The organism is Thalassospira sp. (assembly GCF_030690045.1).
In the GTDB taxonomy this organism is placed as follows: Bacteria; Pseudomonadota; Alphaproteobacteria; order Rhodospirillales; family Thalassospiraceae; genus Thalassospira.
The window spans coordinates 114,490-131,173 of the sequence record NZ_JAUYHK010000003.1; the positions used below are offsets into that span (position 1 = coordinate 114,490).

At 55.9% G+C, this 16,684-nt stretch carries 17 protein-coding genes; 8 read left to right on the plus strand and 9 right to left on the minus strand.

The features are described from left to right. Nucleotides 1-8: 8 nt before the first annotated feature. Nucleotides 9-1,127, minus strand: coding sequence for a TRAP transporter substrate-binding protein DctP (dctP, locus tag Q8O73_RS02200; protein WP_305554252.1), 1,119 nt, complete (start codon nt 1,125-1,127; stop codon nt 9-11). A gap of 100 nt (nt 1,128-1,227) precedes the next feature. Continuing rightward, complete coding sequence (locus tag Q8O73_RS02205) at nt 1,228-1,821, minus strand: nitroreductase family protein (RefSeq protein WP_305554255.1); 594 nt, start codon at nt 1,819-1,821, stop codon at nt 1,228-1,230. Nucleotides 1,822-1,924: 103 nt separating this feature from the next. Here Q8O73_RS02205 and Q8O73_RS02210 point away from each other — a divergent pair, with 103 nt between their 5' ends. The 3 genes from Q8O73_RS02210 (at nt 1,925) to cysN (ending at nt 5,947) form a co-directional block, all read left to right on the plus strand. Further along, nucleotides 1,925-2,866 (plus strand): LysR substrate-binding domain-containing protein, encoded by a 942-nt coding sequence (locus Q8O73_RS02210; RefSeq protein WP_305554258.1) that lies wholly within the window; start codon nt 1,925-1,927, stop codon nt 2,864-2,866. 256 nt (nt 2,867-3,122) lie between these two features. Continuing rightward, nucleotides 3,123-4,028, plus strand: a complete 906-nt coding sequence (cysD, locus tag Q8O73_RS02215) for a sulfate adenylyltransferase subunit CysD (protein WP_305554261.1) — start codon at nt 3,123-3,125, stop codon at nt 4,026-4,028. Continuing rightward, on the plus strand, nt 4,028-5,947 hold the full coding sequence (gene cysN, locus Q8O73_RS02220; RefSeq protein WP_305554264.1) for a sulfate adenylyltransferase subunit CysN: 1,920 nt from the start codon (nt 4,028-4,030) through the stop codon (nt 5,945-5,947). The genes cysD and cysN overlap by 1 nt, the downstream gene beginning before the upstream one ends. A gap of 61 nt (nt 5,948-6,008) precedes the next feature. Here the strand turns inward: cysN and Q8O73_RS02225 are convergent, their stop codons facing one another. The 6 genes from Q8O73_RS02225 to Q8O73_RS02250 all read right to left on the minus strand — a co-directional run bounded on the left by Q8O73_RS02225 (nt 6,009) and on the right by Q8O73_RS02250 (nt 11,571). Further along, nucleotides 6,009-7,082 carry a succinylglutamate desuccinylase/aspartoacylase family protein gene (locus Q8O73_RS02225; protein ID WP_305554267.1) on the minus strand — a complete coding sequence of 358 codons (1,074 nt, stop codon included), beginning with the start codon at nt 7,080-7,082 and terminating at the stop codon, nt 6,009-6,011. 4 nt (nt 7,083-7,086) lie between these two features. Continuing rightward, entirely contained in the window at nt 7,087-7,992 is a 906-nt protein-coding gene (gene rimK, locus Q8O73_RS02230) for a 30S ribosomal protein S6--L-glutamate ligase (RefSeq protein WP_305554270.1), read from the minus strand. Between the two features lie 60 nt (nt 7,993-8,052). After that, nucleotides 8,053-8,574, minus strand: coding sequence for an ATP-dependent zinc protease (locus Q8O73_RS02235; RefSeq protein ID WP_305554273.1), 522 nt, complete (start codon nt 8,572-8,574; stop codon nt 8,053-8,055). Nucleotides 8,575-8,647: 73 nt separating this feature from the next. Continuing rightward, a complete protein-coding gene (locus Q8O73_RS02240) occupies nt 8,648-9,349 on the minus strand; it encodes a DnaA ATPase domain-containing protein (protein WP_305554276.1) in 702 nt (233 codons plus the stop codon). Next, the gene (locus tag Q8O73_RS02245) at nt 9,346-10,443 is read right to left on the minus strand and encodes an AI-2E family transporter (RefSeq protein ID WP_305554279.1); all 1,098 of its coding nucleotides are present in this window, start codon (nt 10,441-10,443) and stop codon (nt 9,346-9,348) included. The genes Q8O73_RS02240 and Q8O73_RS02245 overlap by 4 nt, the downstream gene beginning before the upstream one ends. A gap of 3 nt (nt 10,444-10,446) precedes the next feature. Beyond that, on the minus strand, nt 10,447-11,571 hold the full coding sequence (locus Q8O73_RS02250; protein ID WP_305554282.1) for a DUF2066 domain-containing protein: 1,125 nt from the start codon (nt 11,569-11,571) through the stop codon (nt 10,447-10,449). Nucleotides 11,572-11,755: 184 nt separating this feature from the next. Between Q8O73_RS02250 and purM the strand changes: the two genes are divergently transcribed. The 4 genes from purM to Q8O73_RS02270 all read left to right on the plus strand — a co-directional run bounded on the left by purM (nt 11,756) and on the right by Q8O73_RS02270 (nt 14,039). Continuing rightward, nucleotides 11,756-12,829 carry a phosphoribosylformylglycinamidine cyclo-ligase gene (gene purM / locus Q8O73_RS02255; RefSeq protein WP_305554285.1) on the plus strand — a complete coding sequence of 358 codons (1,074 nt, stop codon included), beginning with the start codon at nt 11,756-11,758 and terminating at the stop codon, nt 12,827-12,829. Nucleotide 12,830: 1 nt separating this feature from the next. After that, nucleotides 12,831-13,496, plus strand: a complete 666-nt coding sequence (gene purN, locus Q8O73_RS02260; protein ID WP_305554288.1) for a phosphoribosylglycinamide formyltransferase — start codon at nt 12,831-12,833, stop codon at nt 13,494-13,496. Between the two features lie 78 nt (nt 13,497-13,574). Then, complete coding sequence (locus Q8O73_RS02265; RefSeq protein WP_305554291.1) at nt 13,575-13,703, plus strand: aa3-type cytochrome c oxidase subunit IV; 129 nt, start codon at nt 13,575-13,577, stop codon at nt 13,701-13,703. Between the two features lie 201 nt (nt 13,704-13,904). Beyond that, nucleotides 13,905-14,039 (plus strand): aa3-type cytochrome c oxidase subunit IV, encoded by a 135-nt coding sequence (locus Q8O73_RS02270; protein ID WP_305554294.1) that lies wholly within the window; start codon nt 13,905-13,907, stop codon nt 14,037-14,039. Between the two features lie 95 nt (nt 14,040-14,134). Here the strand turns inward: Q8O73_RS02270 and ndk are convergent, their stop codons facing one another. Then, nucleotides 14,135-14,557, minus strand: a complete 423-nt coding sequence (ndk, locus tag Q8O73_RS02275) for a nucleoside-diphosphate kinase (RefSeq protein ID WP_305554297.1) — start codon at nt 14,555-14,557, stop codon at nt 14,135-14,137. A gap of 320 nt (nt 14,558-14,877) precedes the next feature. On the opposite strand from ndk, the gene Q8O73_RS02280 reads away from it, so the two are divergent. Further along, on the plus strand, nt 14,878-16,684 hold a 1,807-nt coding region (locus tag Q8O73_RS02280; RefSeq protein ID WP_305554300.1), incomplete at its 3' end, for an ABC-F family ATP-binding cassette domain-containing protein.

A 16,684-nucleotide genomic window follows, 5' to 3' on the forward strand; every position in this document is an offset into this window, starting at 1 on the left:
AATCTGTGTTAATCCTGATTACGGATCAGGTAGCTGCTTTCTGCCGACCAGCTTGCCTTATAGGCATTATAGCTGGCAAGAATCTCCGCCATCCGGCCACGGCCTTCGGCCTTTTCCTTTTCGGCGGTCTTCCTCATCCAATCCGTGCCTGCGTCGGACAGTTCCTTGATGAATGCCGGTTCAAGGGTGATGATCTCGTTGCGACCGCTACGATATTTTTCCATTGCGGCGATATCGTCATTATAAAAACTGATCAGGCCCTGCATGGTTGTCAGTTCTGCCGCCGCCTCGACCAACGGCTTCAAATCCTCATCCAGCGCATCCCAGGTTTCCTGTTTCAACACCACTTCCCACAGGAAGGTCGGCTGATGAACACCCGGTACGATGATATAAGGGGCGGCTTCGTGGAAACCTTCGGGCAGATTGCCCGATGGGGGACCCCATTCAATCGCATCAACGCCCTTGCGCTGCAAAAGGGTATAAATTTCCCCCGGCGGCACCACCGTCGGCACCGCCCCGAAATATTCTTCCATCACCTTGGCCCACGGGCCTGATGTGCGATATTTCAGACCTTTCAGGTCTTCGGCAGACCGGATCGGCTTGTTGGCATGGGCCATAATTTCGGACGAACCAAGACCGACGATCAGGCTTTTGAAACCTTCTTCGGCCCGGATTTCTTCCAGCATTTCCTTGCCGCCGCCCTCATAGATCCAGGCGCTGTAGGCTTCAGGTCCCATCCCGCCCGGAAAACCGGCAAAAATCGCATTGACCGGGTCTTTATTGACAAGATAGCTGGGCGTGGAATGACCGGCATCAATAATGCCATCCTGAACACCCTCATATACCTGAAGGGCCGGCACAAGTACCCCGGCACCAAAAGGCTGGATTTCAATCCGGTCACCGGTCAGCAATTTCACATTACCGGCAAAACGTTCCAGAAAATTGACATAAAACGGCGACCCTTCGGGCACCGAGGTCGGCACGCGCCACGAAACATCTGCGGCAAAGGCCGGAAAAGCTGCACATGCAACCCCCATTGCCAGCACCGCTTTTTTCGCAAAACTGATCATGATCGACTCCCTGATTTGAAGTTCGGCAAGGATATGCGACACCTTGCTTTCGATCATGAAAGCACAAGCTTTCTGCCCTGTCTAGGATATTTTATACAATATACTTAACGGGCCCGAAGCAAGCCCTTGTCACCCGTCCGGCCATTCACCACCTTGCTCAGATATCGGAACCCGGCCCTTTCCAAATAGTGTTAAAAACACAATCCCCAACGGGTTTTCTGGAGCGCGCCGCCGTCTCCTTTATCCTTGTTTCTTCCGGCAAAGCGGTACCATCGCCCAGAAAACCAACCGCAATCATCACAACCGGATCATAATCATCAGGCACACCAAAGGTTGCCCGGGCAAGACCGGCGTCAAAACCGGCCATTTGATGAACATAAAGATCCTGTGCCGTTGCCTGAACTGTCAAATGCGCAACGGCCTGTCCCAAATCATATCTGGCATGGGTGTTCGGACTGCCATCCGGCCTGTCCGAAATGGCGCTTGCCAAAACCAGCATCGCCGCCTCCTTTGCCCATATGGCATTTGTCGGCTTGAGAGTGGCCAGCAAATGGTCAAATTCTTTGGTCCCCCGAACCGCATACAGAAAGGCCCACGGTTGTAAATTGTTGGCCGAAGGTGCCCAGCGTGCGGCTTCAAATAGGGAATGAATGAGTTCCCCGGCGATGGGGCGGTTCGCAAAAGACCGCGGGCTCCAGCGACGCGCCAGCAAATGTTCAATCGGATAATCGGTAACAGCAATTTTATTCATGATCTTTCCTTTTCCTGATTCTGCACTTCCTTCTGCCGCACTTGCTTTTGGCGGACAAATGAACAATCCTCGACAGGATGTGCAAAAAACTCACAGGATTGGAATGTCTCAAAATCTACCGCCATTTGCGGCCATCAAAGCCTTCGAGGCCGTGGTTCGTCTTGGCACAACAGTTGCCGCAGCAGCAGAATTGAATGTCACACACGGCGCCGTCAGCCGACAGATCAAAGAACTTGAAAACTGGGTAGGCCGTCCGTTATTCCAACGACATGCTGGCAGGCTTGTTGCCACCAAAACAGGAACAGACTATGCCCGTCATGTCGGGCAGGCGCTTGATATCCTGCGCGACGGCACCCGTTCCCTGTCGGAAACCAGCGACACAATCGTGCGGGTCAGCACAACAGCCTCCTTTGCGACCGAATGGCTCATGCCCCGACTACCCGGTTTTCAGGCACAACAGCCAGGCATTGAAATCTGGATTGAAGAAACCCGGGAAATTGTCGATCCGCGTTCCGGAAATTGTGATCTTGCCCTGCGGATGGGTACGGGCACATGGCCCGGTGTCCTCTGCACCCCTCTTATGGATGAAATCCTGTTTCCGGTCTGCCACCCGGCCCTGTCCGAACATGTGAAACAGCCCAACGACCTCGGAAATGTGACGTTGCTCCACGATACAGACCCTCAGGCCCAATGGAACATCTGGTTCCAGAACCACACCCCGCAACTCATGGCAAAAAACGGACACCTGTTTGCAAAGGGGCCGCGCTTTGCAAGTTCATCCCTGCTTTTGCAGGCCGCAGCCGCCGGACAAGGTGTGGCGCTTGCACGGGGGCGTCTTGCCCGGACATGGTTGACGCAACAGCGCCTTGTCCAACCCCTGCCCCAAACAATTCATCTGGGCATAGCATACTGGCTTGTCACACGGCAGGATACAGAATGCCGGAAACCGCTCCGGCTTTTCCTTTCATGGCTGAAACAGGAAGCCTTGAAGCAAAAAGACATCACCCGGCTTTCCACCAAAACCGATCCTGCCCCGACACCCTGAAGCGCATCCCACCCTTTTTTGGCCCCAATCGATTTGATTTATCGTCACATTTCCACAGGATACTGCATCGGACACATATCGGGATGGTCTTCATTGCCCCGATATATCCACCCGGCACCCGATATGCGGGGTAAAATTCCGGGAATGATAAGGTAAAACGCGCTTGCATCGTGGCGCGTTTCATATTACCCATCATTCCAAAGTGAAATATATTTATACACACATTAACATGTGTTGATTACCGTCAGGAAAGAGAATGCAGCCCAATCTGACCCATCTGCGCCAGCTAGAGGCCGAAAGCATCCACATCATCCGCGAAGTGGCCGCATCGTTTGAAAAACCGGTGATGCTCTATTCGATTGGCAAGGATTCATCGGTTCTGCTGCATCTGGCGCGCAAGGCCTTTTACCCGGCCCCGCCGCCCTTTCCCCTGATGCATGTCGATACGACGTGGAAATTCCGCGAAATGATCGCCTTTCGTGACCGCATGGCGGCCGAATATGGTTTTGATCTGATTGTCCATATCAATCAGGATGGTGTGGATCGCGGCATTGGCCCCTTCACCCACGGATCGGGCCTGCATACCGATGTGATGAAAACCGAATCCCTTAAACAGGCGCTGAACAAATACAAATTCGATGCGGCCTTTGGCGGTGCACGCCGGGACGAGGAAAAGGCCCGCGCCAAGGAACGGGTGTTTTCCTTCCGCACCGAAACCCATCGCTGGGACCCGAAAAACCAGCGCCCGGAATTGTGGGATATTTACAATGCCCGCATCAACAAAGGCGAAAGCATCCGCGCCTTTCCGATCTCGAACTGGACCGAACTGGACATCTGGCAATATATCTATCTGGAAAATATTCCGATTGTGCCGCTGTATTATTCGGCCAAACGCCCGGTGGTGGAACGCGACGGCATGCTGATCATGGTCGATGACGACCGCATGCCGATGAATCCCGGCGAAGTGCCGCAAATGCGGTCCGTCCGGTTCCGCACGCTGGGATGTTATCCCCTGACCGGGGCGGTTGAATCCGATGCCGCCACCCTGCCCGACATCATTCAGGAAATGCTGCTGACCCGTTCCAGCGAACGTCAGGGCCGCATGATTGACCATGACCAGGCCGGTTCGATGGAGAAAAAAAAGCAGGAAGGTTATTTCTGATGGCGCACAAATCCGATCTGATCGCCGATGACATTCTTGGCTATCTTAAAGCCCAGGAAGAAAAAAGCCTGCTGCGTTTTATCACCTGCGGCAGTGTCGATGACGGCAAAAGCACCCTGATCGGGCGCTTGTTATGGGATTCCAAACTGATCTTTGAAGACCAGTTGGCCGCCCTTGAGGCCGATTCCCGCAAGGTCGGCACCCAGGGCGGTGAAATCGATTTCGCCCTGTTGCTGGACGGGCTTCAGGCCGAACGCGAACAGGGCATCACCATTGATGTCGCCTATCGTTTCTTTTCGACCGACAAACGCAAATTCATCGTCGCCGATACCCCCGGCCACGAACAATATACCCGCAATATGGCCACCGGTGCCTCCACCGCCGATGTCGCCGTGATCCTGATTGATGCGCGCAAGGGCATCCTGACGCAAACCCGGCGACACAGCTTCATCACCTCTCTTTTGGGGATCAGGCATGTGGTGCTGGCGGTCAATAAAATGGATCTGATCGACTATGATCAGGGCACATTTGACGCCATCGTTGCCGAATATCACGCCTTTGCCGGGCAACTGAATTACAGTTCAATCACCGCCATTCCGCTGTCGGCCCTGCGCGGCGACAACATCCTTGCCAACAGCCCGAACATCCCGTGGTATGACGGCCCGGCATTGATGGCCTATCTGGAAACGGTTCAGGTCGAACAGGAATCAATTGAAAAACCGTTCCGCCTGCCGGTGCAATGGGTCAACCGCCCCAATCTGGATTTCCGGGGCTTTTCCGGAACCGTGGCGTCCGGCGTTGTGAAACCGGGCGACGACATCATCGTCACCGCCTCGGGCCAGACCAGCAAGGTGCGCGACATTGTCACCTTTGACGGCAATCTGGATCAGGCCATTGCCGGACAGGCAATTACCCTGACCCTTGAAGATGAAATCGACATTTCACGCGGCGATGTTCTGGCTCATGCCGATGCAAAACCCGATTTCGCCGATCAGTTTGAAGCCCAAATCATCTGGATGCACGAAGACCATTTGCTGCCCGGTCGCCCCTATCTGATCAAGATGGGCGCACAAATCTCAAACGCCCAGATCAGCGACCTGAAATACAAGGTCAATGTCAATACGCTCGAACATGTGGCGGGCAAGACGCTGGAACTGAACGAAGTCGGCGTTGCCAATATCGCAACCGACCGCGCTCTGGCCTTTGATCCTTATCTGGAAAACCGCCATTCCGGGCGGTTCATCATTATCGACCGTTACACCAATGCCACGGTCGGGGCCGGGATGGTCAATCATTCCCTGCGCCGTGCGACCAATATCAAGTGGCAGGAAATGGACATCAACAAGGGTGCCCGTGCCTATCAGAAAGGTCAAAAATCGGCCGTTCTGTGGTTTACAGGCCTGTCGGGGGCGGGCAAATCCACCATCGCCAATCTGGTGGAAAAGAAACTGCATGCGCTGGGCAAACACACCTATACCCTTGATGGCGACAATGTGCGCCATGGCCTGAACAAGGATCTGGGCTTTACCGATGCCGACCGGGTGGAAAATATCCGCCGGGTGGCCGAAACCGCCAAGCTGTTTGTCGATGCGGGCATGATCACGCTGGTATCGTTCATCTCGCCGTTCCGCAGCGAACGGCAACTGGCACGCGGCCTTCTGGAACCGGGCGAATTTATCGAGGTGTTTGTCGATACCCCGCTGGAAATTTGCGAACAGCGCGACATCAAGGGCCTTTATAAAAAAGCCCGCGACGGCCAGATCGCCAATTTCACCGGCATCGACAGCCCCTATGAAAAACCGCAAAACGCCGAAATCACGGTCAACACCACCAGCCAAAGCGCCGAAGCGGCCGCCGAACTGGTTGTGGCGAAGCTTGAGGAATTCGGGGTTCTCGGCACCTGGTATCCCGACATTTGATCAAACCCTTCTGCACCTTATGCAAAACCCGGTATCTTGCGATGCCGGGTTTTGTTTTGGCTCAGATAATTTCATCTTCATCCAGCAACGGATCGGATTGCAGATGGCTTTCCATCGCATCCATGCGTTCCTGGACTTCGGCACCGCGTTTGATCGCGGCGATGTGAAACAGGGCGTCGCCCTGATTGACAATCGGCAGATTGGTGCGGCCAATGATCAGGCCGGAACTGCGCACCACCACTTCGCTGTCGGTCTGGCCAAACGGGTCCGATACAGCGGCGACCACCTCACCCTCTTTCACGAAATCCCCGGCCAGTTTGAAGGTGCGTAAAATGCCGCCTTGCGGTGCGCGGACCCAATGGCTGCTTGACGATGTAAAGGATGGCAATCTGGTCGGGCGCACCGCACTTTCGGCAACCATGCCCAGTTTGCGCATCACCCGCAAAACACCCGACACCCCGGTCCTGATCGACATTTCGTCAAACCGCAAGCCTTCCCCGGCTTCAAATAACAGGATCGGCACCTTGGCCTCGCGTCCGGCCTGTCGCAGCGATCCTTCGCGCAAGGGCGATGTCAGGATCACCGGTGCACCGAATGCCTCGGCATAGGCCATGATGTCGGCATCGCCTTCATTCACCCGCACCTGTGGCAAATTGACGCGATTGACCGCCGCCGAATGCAAATCCACGCCAAAATCGGACCGCTGGACAATTTCGGTCAGGAACAAATGGGCCAGTTGTGCGGCCAATGACCCGTGCGGCGAACCGGGAAAACACCGGTTCAAATCGCGCCGGTCCGGCAGATAACGGGTATGGTTCAAAAAACCAAAGGCATTGACCAGCGGCACCGCCAACAAAGTCCCGCGCATCGCCTTAAGCACCGATGATTTCAAAATGCGGCGGATCACCTCGACACCGACAATTTCATCGCCATGCACCGCCCCGCTGACAAACAGGGTCGGGCCGGGGCGTTTGCCATGCACGACATTCACCGTCAGATTGACTGGTGTATGGTTCGACATCAGGGAAATCGGCAAATCAACAAGCTGGCGGGTTCCGGCCGAAATTTTACGACCGCCAATCTCAAAATCGGGTGCCTTGCTGCCTTTGTTCGATGCGTTGCCGAAATCCCGCAATCTGTTATCCCTTGCCTTTGGTCTTTACCTTGCCCGGACGGTGATCTTTTTCCATGAATTCAATGATCATCGTTGCGATATCCTTGCCCGTCGCCCCTTCGATCCCTTCCAGCCCCGGCGAGGAATTGACTTCCATCACCACCGGCCCGTGATTGGATCGCAGGATATCGACGCCACAGACATTCAACCCCATTGCCTTCGCCGCTTCAACTGCTGTTGATCGTTCCTGCGGGGTAATACGGATGGCGCGTGCCGTACCGCCGCGATGCATGTTGGACCGAAAATCTCCTTCGGCCCCCTTGCGTTCCATGCTGGCGACCACCTTGCCACCAATCACAAAACAGCGAATATCGCAATTTCCGGCTTCCTTGATGAATTCCTGCACCATGATATCGACATTGGCACCGCGAAAGGCCTCGATCACGGATTTGGCCGATTTTTCGGTTTCCCCCAGAACCACCCCGATGCCCTGTGTGCCTTCCAGCAATTTGATCACCACCGGCGCACCGCCGACAATCTGAAGCACTTCATCGGTTTTTTTGGGATCATGGGCAAAGGCCGTAACCGGCAGGCCAATGCCGCGCCGCGCCAGAATTTGCAATGACCGCAATTTGTCGCGTGACCGGCCAATCGCCACCGACTCATTAAGCGGATAAACCCCCATCATTTCAAACTGGCGCAACACCGCCAGCCCGAAAAATGTCACCGACACGCCAATGCGCGGGATCACCGCGTCATAGCCCAGTAACTTGTCGCCGCCATAAAAAATTTCAGGTTTCAGCGAGGTGATATTCATCGTCACCCGCAAGGTATTGATCACATCAATTTCATGGCCGCGCTGCTGGGCGGCCTCGACGATCCGGCGGTGGGAGTACAGATTGGCATTCCGCGCAAGCATGGCGATTTTCATAGAGACGAACTCCCGTGGACGGTCATGAATGATGTGGGGTGGCGCGGACCTTCCTTGCGGTTATTCAGTGCCCGGTTGATCGGCGATATAGACCGGTTCCGGCTTTCCCGCCAGATAAGATTTTCCCGGCTGAACCAAAAATTTTCCGGCCCGCAATGCCGTGCGCCCCAAAAGCATGGGAAAGCCCATCAAAGTGCGGTTTGCAAGGGTCATCTCCACCTTTAGCCGGTGCGCACCAACCCCGATATGGGTCGAAATCACATATCGGTTTTCGACTTCGCCGTTTGAACTGCGAATCTCGCGAATATCGGCCAGTGGCGCTTCACAGGCGACACGACCATGCCCGTCCCCGCGATAATGAGGCAAGTTAAATTTGACAAACTGCCTGCCATCGCGGCTGATCATCTTGATATGGGTGGCATGCAGCGACGATGTCCGTGCCCCGGTATCCACCTTGGCCTTGACCTGCCAGACGCCAAAATCCGGCAAAGATACCCATTCCCGCCAGCCGACAAGATGGCCGCGATCCTTAAGGGCATCTGTATGAATTTTTAATGTCGGTCTGGCTGTTTTGGGAATCACCCGTCTGATCCGTCTGTTGAAACCGGGCAACTATAACCCGAAAATCCCGATTCCGGGCAAGTCAATCAATCCATCAATCCTGCGCATCGCCATCCATGATGGCCCGCACCAGCGGCAATGTCACCGGTCGTTTTTCCGCAAGGGCGCGGCGGTCAATTGCACCAACCAGATCAGTCAGGGCGGCAAAGGACCGTTCAATTCGCGGCAGGATATAGGCGATGATGGACGGGCTTGGCGCAATCTGACGATCTGCAAACAGTTTTAACAAAAGCCCCGCCATCAGATCATCATCGGGCGGCAAAATTTCACATACCAGTGCCGCCCCCATCCGGGATCGCAAATCAGGCAGATGCAGGCTCCAGCGTGCCGGGGGCTGTTGCGCAGTCATCAATAAATGCCCGCCCCGTTCTTTCAACATATTATACAGATGAAAACATACGGTTTCATCCAGCCCCTGATCGGCATCCTCGATCACCAGACCCAGACCATCGCCCAGCAAAATATCCGGTTCCTGCCCGGCCAAAGCACCTCCGGCTATGCTGTGCGCCCCGGATCGCGCCCGCCAGACTTCCGCCAGATGGCTTTTGCCCGATCCGGCAGGACCATACAGGCACAAGGCCGGAACCGGCCAGTCGGGCCACCGGTCAATCCATGCCACCGCCTCGCGGTTACAATCGGCCACCATGAAATCATCGCGGCCCAATGCCGGACGCAATTCCAGCGCCAACGGCAATTGCCGGGGGGAGATATGCGGAGGAACGGGAATCTCGGTCACTTTTCAGCCTGATCCCCGGAAGAAGGGTCCATCACAACCGCCCCATGATCATATAACCGGCTGTCAAGATATTGACGCAGACCATAACGCACCAGAACACCGATAACGGCGGCGACCGGCACGGCAATCATGACGCCCAACAGGCCAAAGACCGCCCCCCCGGCCAGCAAGGCAAACATCACCCAGACCGCATGCAGTTGCACCTTGTCACCCACCAGTTTCGGCGTCAGGAAATTGCCTTCAATCACCTGCCCCACACCGAAAACCAGCGCGACCAATGCAATATCAACACCAAACCCGAATTGCGCCAGCCCTACCACCATACCGACAGCAAACCCGGCAATCATGCCAACAAACGGCACAAAGGACAAAATCCCGGTCAACAATCCGATGACAAACCCGAATTCCAGTCCGACCAACGTCAGGCCAATGCCATAAAACAGGCCCAATAACAGGCAAACGGTGGATTGCCCGCGCACAAACCCGGCAAGGGTATCGTCAATTTCCCGCGCGCACTGGCGAATATCACCGGCCAGACGGCGCGGCAACAGCCCGTCAATCCGTGCCACGATCTTGTCCCAGTCCCGCAACAGATAAAACGCCACCACCGGGGTAATAAACACAAGGCTGAGGAAATTCAAAACCGCCAAACCACCCGACAACACATTGCCCAGAACCTCACCGGTCCATTTCAGAGCATTGGCCGCCTGTCCCTTGACCGATTGCGTAATGCCATCCAGGGTTTCCGGTGCAATCCGGTCCATCAGGCTTTGCAGATACGGTACTGTATTGCTGCGCAGGGTGTCGAGATAACCCGGCAGACGTTCCAGAAACCCGGCAAGCTGATTGCCAATCAGCGGCACCACCAGCAACAGCACCAAAAACACCAGCAAAAAGAAAACAATCGTGATGATCATGGTCGCACAAGTGCGGCCCATGCCATATTTTTCCAGCCGATCCGCCACCGGGTCCAGAAAATAGGCAATCGCCATCCCGGCGACAAACGGCAACAAAATCCCGGAAAACAGCCAGATCACAAGGAAAAAGGCCACTATAAACAGCAGCCAGAACCGCGCCTGATCGCGGAGCGTCATCGGTCAGCCTCCCAGCGACAGCGTGCCCGGCCGGTTTTGCCCGACCGGCTGAAGGAACCACAGATCGTCCATCTGCATCAAAGTCAGGTTTTGTTGCGCCAGCGCCAGCCGCAACTGATCGGGCGACCCGACATAATCAAGGGCAAGCTGCACTTCGCGCCGCGACATCGCGACAATTTTGGTGCTGCGAATCAGGGGCAACTGGTTCAGGCGGCGTTCAATCCCCGCCCAGTCGTCAAGCCCGGTAATCGGCACAAAGACAATCAATTGCCCGCCGGTGCCATAATCAATCAGATTGGCCCGTTTCCATTCATCCTCAAGACGTTCACTAACGGCGATCGCGGCTTTTTCAAGGGTTTGCGACACTGTTTCGCCGCTGGCCGTTGTTTCGCGCACACCAAAAACCTGCGGCACGCCATCCCGGCCATACCGACTGACCGATACATCAACCGTTTCGGCCCCTGATGCGCCTGTGACTTCGGCCACCGCAACAACCGTCACATCCGCACCATACCGCCCGGCAATATCGACAAATCGTTCCTGCGTCCCGGCCTGCGCCTGTTCGACCGAAACCGTGCCGATATCCTGCAAATCGCCAATCGGCGTTTTGACCGGCACCAGCCCGCCCGCCACACCATCACGCGACCAGACATCGCGCCACGGATTGGGATCATCCCACAGGACGGCCGTCGGCCCCGATTTATAAACCGGCAAAATCACCACAGGCTTTGACAGGGTTTCGGCAAACGGGATATCGCGGAATCGCAAATAATTGCGTAATTCGTTATCCTTGAAGCGCACCGTCATATCGGCAATATAGCGAACCGATGATGTGCGTTCATTTGACACGCCAAAATCCCGCACCAGATTGGCAAGGTCGCCATCGCCGGGGCGTCCAAGCCGTGCCCGATGTTCGGGCAGGGTCAGACGCGCAACCACGCGGTCAAAGGCAATGCGTTGCCCGTTGGCAAGGGCAAGATCGCGGGCACGGGCCGCTGTTTCGGCACTTTCATCAACGCGCACCCCCGCAACGGAAAAGAGATCCTGTGCCCCGACCGGGGCGGCGACAAGCACCACCAGCATCGCAAAACCTGTCAGCGGGATAATTTTTTTCAGTCTGTCGAGCACGTTTGCCTCTTTTTTCGCATTTGGTTGCCGTCTGTCTTTCTCGCATGCCTGAGCCATTCTGCAAAGAAAACTCTCCCATGCGTCGCAGGATCATTGCATTCAGCCCGCGTTTGAGTATTTTCGCCCCAGCGGAATTTATCAAGCCCCGCTGCCCGTTATATTTCAGTGAGTGCGAGGATCGCCCATGACCACCCGCAACGGCCTCACCTATAAGGATTCCGGCGTCGATATCGATGCGGGGAATGCCCTTGTCGATGCCATCAAACCGCTGGCCAAAGCCACCAGCCGCACCGGAGTCACCGGCGGACTGGGTGGATTCGGCGCATTATTCGACCTCAAGGCTGCCGGATATAACGATCCGGTGCTGGTTTCCTGCACCGATGGCGTTGGCACCAAATTAAAGGTCGCCTTCCTTGCCGACAAACACGACACCGTCGGCATCGACCTTGTCGCCATGAGCGTCAATGATCTGGTGGTGCAAGGGGCAGAACCACTTTTGTTCCTTGATTATTTCGCCACCGGCAAACTTGCCGTCGATAAGGCAACCGATGTCGTCGCCGGAATCGCCGAAGGCTGCAAACAGGCCGGATGCGCCCTGATCGGTGGCGAAACCGCCGAAATGCCCGGCATGTATGCCGATGGCGAATACGACCTTGCCGGGTTTGCCGTCGGGGCGGCCGAACGCGGTGAACTGCTTGATGGCACCACCGTGGCCGAGGGCGACGTGATCCTTGGTCTCGCCTCAAGCGGGGTGCATTCCAACGGCTATTCGCTGGTCCGCAAGGTGGTCGATACCGCCGGTCTCAAATACGGCGATGAGGCCCCCTTCGCACCGGGCAAAACCGTGGGCGAGGCGCTGCTTGAACCGACCAAAATCTATGTCAAAAGCTGCTTGGCCGCCCATAAGGCCGGTCTGGTCAAGGCAATGGCCCACATTACCGGCGGCGGCCTGACTGAAAACATGCCGCGTGTTCTGCCCGATGACCTGACGGCTGTCTTTGATGCAAGCTGCTGGGACTACCTGCCGATCTTTAAATGGCTGTCCAAACAGGCCGGTATTTCGGCCATGGAAATGGCGCGCACCTTTAACTGTGGCATTGGCATGTGCGTGGTTGTTCCGGCAGATAAAGCCGATGCGGCCGAGGCATTGTTGCGCGACCACGGCGAAACCGTCAGCCAGATCGGCGTGATCGGCCCGCGTGCCGGTGACGGCCCGCAGGTTATCATCAAAAACATGACCCGCGCATGGGAAAGCTGAGATGGCAAAGCTGAAACTCGCCGTCCTGATTTCCGGCGGCGGCAGCAATCTTCAGGCCATCATCGATGCCTGTGCCAAACGCGATTATCCTGCCGAAATCGGTCTGGTTTTTTCCAACCAGACCGATGCCAAAGGCCTTGATCGCGCCCGCAAGGCCGGGATTCGCGCCGAGGCGATTGCCCACAAAGGCTATCCCGGCGGTCGCGAATCCTATGATGCCGCCGTCAGCGCCCTGATCGAACAAAGCGGTGCCGATCTTGTGGTCCTGGCCGGGTATTTTCGTCTGGTTGGTGAAAGTTTCGTCACCCGCTGGCAAGGTCGGCTGATCAATATTCACCCCTCGTTATTGCCGTCCTTCAAGGGGTTGCATGCCCATGAGCAGACGATTACCGCAGGCGTGAAATTTTCCGGCTGTACCGTGCATTATGTCGTGCCGGAAATGGATGCCGGGCCGATCATCGCCCAGGCCGTGGTACCGGTTTTGCCCGGCGACGATGCCCCGGCACTGGCCCACCGGGTCCTGAAACAGGAACACCGCCTGTATCCCGAGGTGATCCGATGGATCGCCGAAGGCCGGGTCCATGTGGGCGAAAACGGCATTGTCACAATCCGCGACAGCCGCCGCCCCGATTTCGCCGAAACCAGCCCGATCATCGCATCGCGGTAAGAAACTGCAAAAGCGCATCTTGCACCGCAGCACCGTGCTGATTATAAGGTGGAATGATTCCAAACCCCGGAGGCCAAATTGCAGGGCAATGACTACGAACTGACCAACAAGCATGTCGAGATTTATAACGGTTTCACCAAATTTGTGCTTTATGGCACTGTCACCGTGATCGCAATCCTCAGCCTGATGGCGATTTTCCTCGTCTGAGTGCCAAACACCGAAATCGCGTCCACCACCTGGATGCCGCAAAAAGCCGCCGGTTCCGCCGACGGCTTTTTTCATGGCCGATACCCGCATCAAAACACAGGCGATTTTCGCCACCCGATTGTGTTATGATTTCTTTTGTTCACCCATAACAAGGCACCAAGCCGGGGTGACAATAACCTGTTCACCTTTAGGGAGGAAATCATGCAGGGTAGCGATTACGATCTTCAACTGGTCCGGGACCATGAAACCAATTGGCACGGCTTCACCAAATTCATTCTGTATAGCGGCATCGCCGTCTCGGTCGTTCTGGTTCTGATGGCGGCGTTTCTGATGTAACCTCGCCTGCACTGTAAAATCTGGTCACAAAAAAAGCGCCCCGCAATCGCAGGGCGCTTTTAAATTTTGCGTTGTTTATCGCCAGAAACAGTCGCTTAAGCGACGATTTCGGTCTGTGCGAAAAAGAACGAAGTTTCAATCGCTGCATTTTCCAGCGAGTCCGAACCATGAACCGAATTGGCTTCGATGGATTCGGCAAAAAGCTTGCGAATGGTGCCTTCTTCGGCGTTGGCCGGGTTGGTTGCGCCCATAACTTCGCGGTATTTTGCAACCGCATTTTCGCCTTCAAGAATCTGGAGAACAACCGGGCCAGAGACCATGAAGTCCACCAGTTCGCCAAAGAACGAGCGTTCCTTGTGAACGGCATAGAATCCTTCAGCCTGTTCGCGTGTCAGGCGCGCACGTTTCTGTGCGACGATACGAAGGCCGGCATCTTCGATGACAGCGTTGATCTTGCCAGTCAGATTGCGACGGGTCGCGTCAGGCTTGATGATGGACAGAGTACGTTCGATAGCCATTGGTTTCACCTAGCTACTTATAAAAAATTCATTACCCCCAAACAGGTCGGCGCTGTATAAACGCCCTTGCACCGCAACGCAACACCTGTTTCTTCCCGCGCAGCACAGCCCTGCGCGCAGCACATTCCCGGCAAAAACCACGCCAAAGCCCGCAAAAAGGCCCGAAATCAGGTCTTTGCCGGTCTTTTGACCCTGGCAACAGGGGACCTCCACCCGATCATGACAGTATCAAGAATCCTTGCACCCCAAGGCGTGCTGTCTTATTGAGGGCAGAATAACGTCCCCGATTCCATTCGTTTTCGAGATATCACAGGCGCGCCATGCTGCAAATTACCGATCTGACCTACCGCATTGGCGGCCGGGTAATCTTTGACCAGACCAGTCTGACCATCCCGGACGGGCACAAGGTCGGCCTGATCGGCAGCAATGGCGCAGGCAAATCCACCCTTTTAAAACTGATTGCCGGGCAGCTTGTTCTTGATGGCGGCGATATCTCGCTGCCCAACCGGGTGCGCATGGGCATGGTATCGCAAGAAGCCCCGGCGGGCGAACGCTCCTTGCTTGATACCGTTCTGGCCGCCGATACCGAGCGCGCGCAATTGCTGGCCGAGGCCGAAACCGCCACCGACGGTCACCGCATTGCCGACATTCATACCCGACTTGCCGATATCGATGCCCACACGGCTGAAGCACGGGCCAGCGCCATTCTATCGGGCCTTGGCTTTGATGCCGAAGCCCAAAAACGCGCCTGCGATGATTTTTCCGGTGGCTGGCGCATGCGTGTGGCTCTGGCAGCAACCCTGTTTTTACAGCCCGACCTTTTGTTGCTCGACGAACCGACCAACCATCTTGACCTTGAAGCAACGCTTTGGCTTGAACAATATCTGATCAATTATCCCGGTACGATTGTGCTGGTCAGCCATGACCGCGATCTTTTGAACCGGGCGGTCAAGCATATTGCCCATCTGCATGGTGGCAAACTGACGCTCTATGGTGGCAATTACGACAAATTTGCCAAAACCCGGCGCGAACAGATGGAACTGGCGTCCAAGCATTACGACAAACAGATTGCCCAGCAAAAACACCTGCAATCCTTTATCGACCGTTTCCGCGCCAAGGCCAGCAAGGCCAAACAGGCACAAAGCCGCATCAAGATGCTGGAAAAAATGGGTCCGGCGATTGCCGTGGTCGAAGACCGCAGTATTTCGTTCGATTTTCCCAGCCCGCAGGAATTGCCGCCGCCCCTGATCACCATCACCGATGGCAATGTCGGTTATGAACCCGGCAAGCCGATCCTGCGCAATATCAGCCTGCGCATCGATATGGATGACCGCATTGCCCTTTTGGGAGCCAATGGCAACGGCAAATCGACGCTGGCGAAATTGCTGGCCGGTCGTCTGGCCCTTGAAACCGGCGAAATGGCCGCTTCCAGCAAGTTACGCATCGGCTATTTTGCCCAGCACCAGACCGACGAGCTGCGCGGCGACGAAACCCCCTATCAGCACATGGCGGCCCTGATGCCCGATGTGATCGAACACAAGGTCCGCGCCCAGCTTGGCCGTTTTGCCTTTGAAGGCGACAAGGGTAACACCAAGGTCAGCAACCTGTCAGGCGGCGAAAAAGCCCGCCTGCTATTTGCCCTGATGACGCTTGATGCCCCACATATGCTGATTCTTGACGAACCGACCAACCATCTCGATATCGACGCCCGCGATGCGCTCAACCATGCGCTGAATGCCTATGAAGGTGCCGTGATCATCATCAGCCACGATCCCTATCTGATCGAAGCCTGTGCGGATCGTCTTATTCTGGTTGCCGATGGCGGGGTGAATGCCTTTGACGGCGATGTTGCCGAATATCGCCAATATCTTTTGGACCGCGCCCGTGCCGATCGTCGCGCCGACAAACCCGGCGCCGCCGAAACCCCCGACGAAAAGCGTGACCGCAAGGCGGAACGCCAACGTGCGGCAGACAAGCGCAAGGCCGCTGCCCCGCTGCGCCGGGCAGTGGAACAACTTGAAAAACAGATGGAAAAACTCTCGACCCGCAAAATGCAGATCGAGGCACATCTGGGCGACCCGGATATTTACGACGACAAAAACGCCCGCCTTCTGGCCGACATGCAAA

Coding starts and splice junctions, on each gene's coding strand:
- dctP (WP_305554252.1), bottom strand. CDS start 1,127: ATGATCGAAAGCAAGGTGTCGCATATCCTTGCCGAACTTCAAATCAGG.
- Q8O73_RS02205 (WP_305554255.1), bottom strand. CDS start 1,821: ATGAATAAAATTGCTGTTACCGATTATCCGATTGAACATTTGCTGGCG.
- Q8O73_RS02210 (WP_305554258.1), top strand. CDS start 1,925: ATGTCTCAAAATCTACCGCCATTTGCGGCCATCAAAGCCTTCGAGGCC.
- cysD (WP_305554261.1), top strand. CDS start 3,123: ATGCAGCCCAATCTGACCCATCTGCGCCAGCTAGAGGCCGAAAGCATC.
- cysN (WP_305554264.1), top strand. CDS start 4,028: ATGGCGCACAAATCCGATCTGATCGCCGATGACATTCTTGGCTATCTT.
- rimK (WP_305554270.1), bottom strand. CDS start 7,992: ATGAAAATCGCCATGCTTGCGCGGAATGCCAATCTGTACTCCCACCGC.
- Q8O73_RS02245 (WP_305554279.1), bottom strand. CDS start 10,443: ATGACGCTCCGCGATCAGGCGCGGTTCTGGCTGCTGTTTATAGTGGCC.
- purM (WP_305554285.1), top strand. CDS start 11,756: ATGACCACCCGCAACGGCCTCACCTATAAGGATTCCGGCGTCGATATC.
- purN (WP_305554288.1), top strand. CDS start 12,831: ATGGCAAAGCTGAAACTCGCCGTCCTGATTTCCGGCGGCGGCAGCAAT.
- Q8O73_RS02270 (WP_305554294.1), top strand. CDS start 13,905: ATGCAGGGTAGCGATTACGATCTTCAACTGGTCCGGGACCATGAAACC.
- ndk (WP_305554297.1), bottom strand. CDS start 14,557: ATGGCTATCGAACGTACTCTGTCCATCATCAAGCCTGACGCGACCCGT.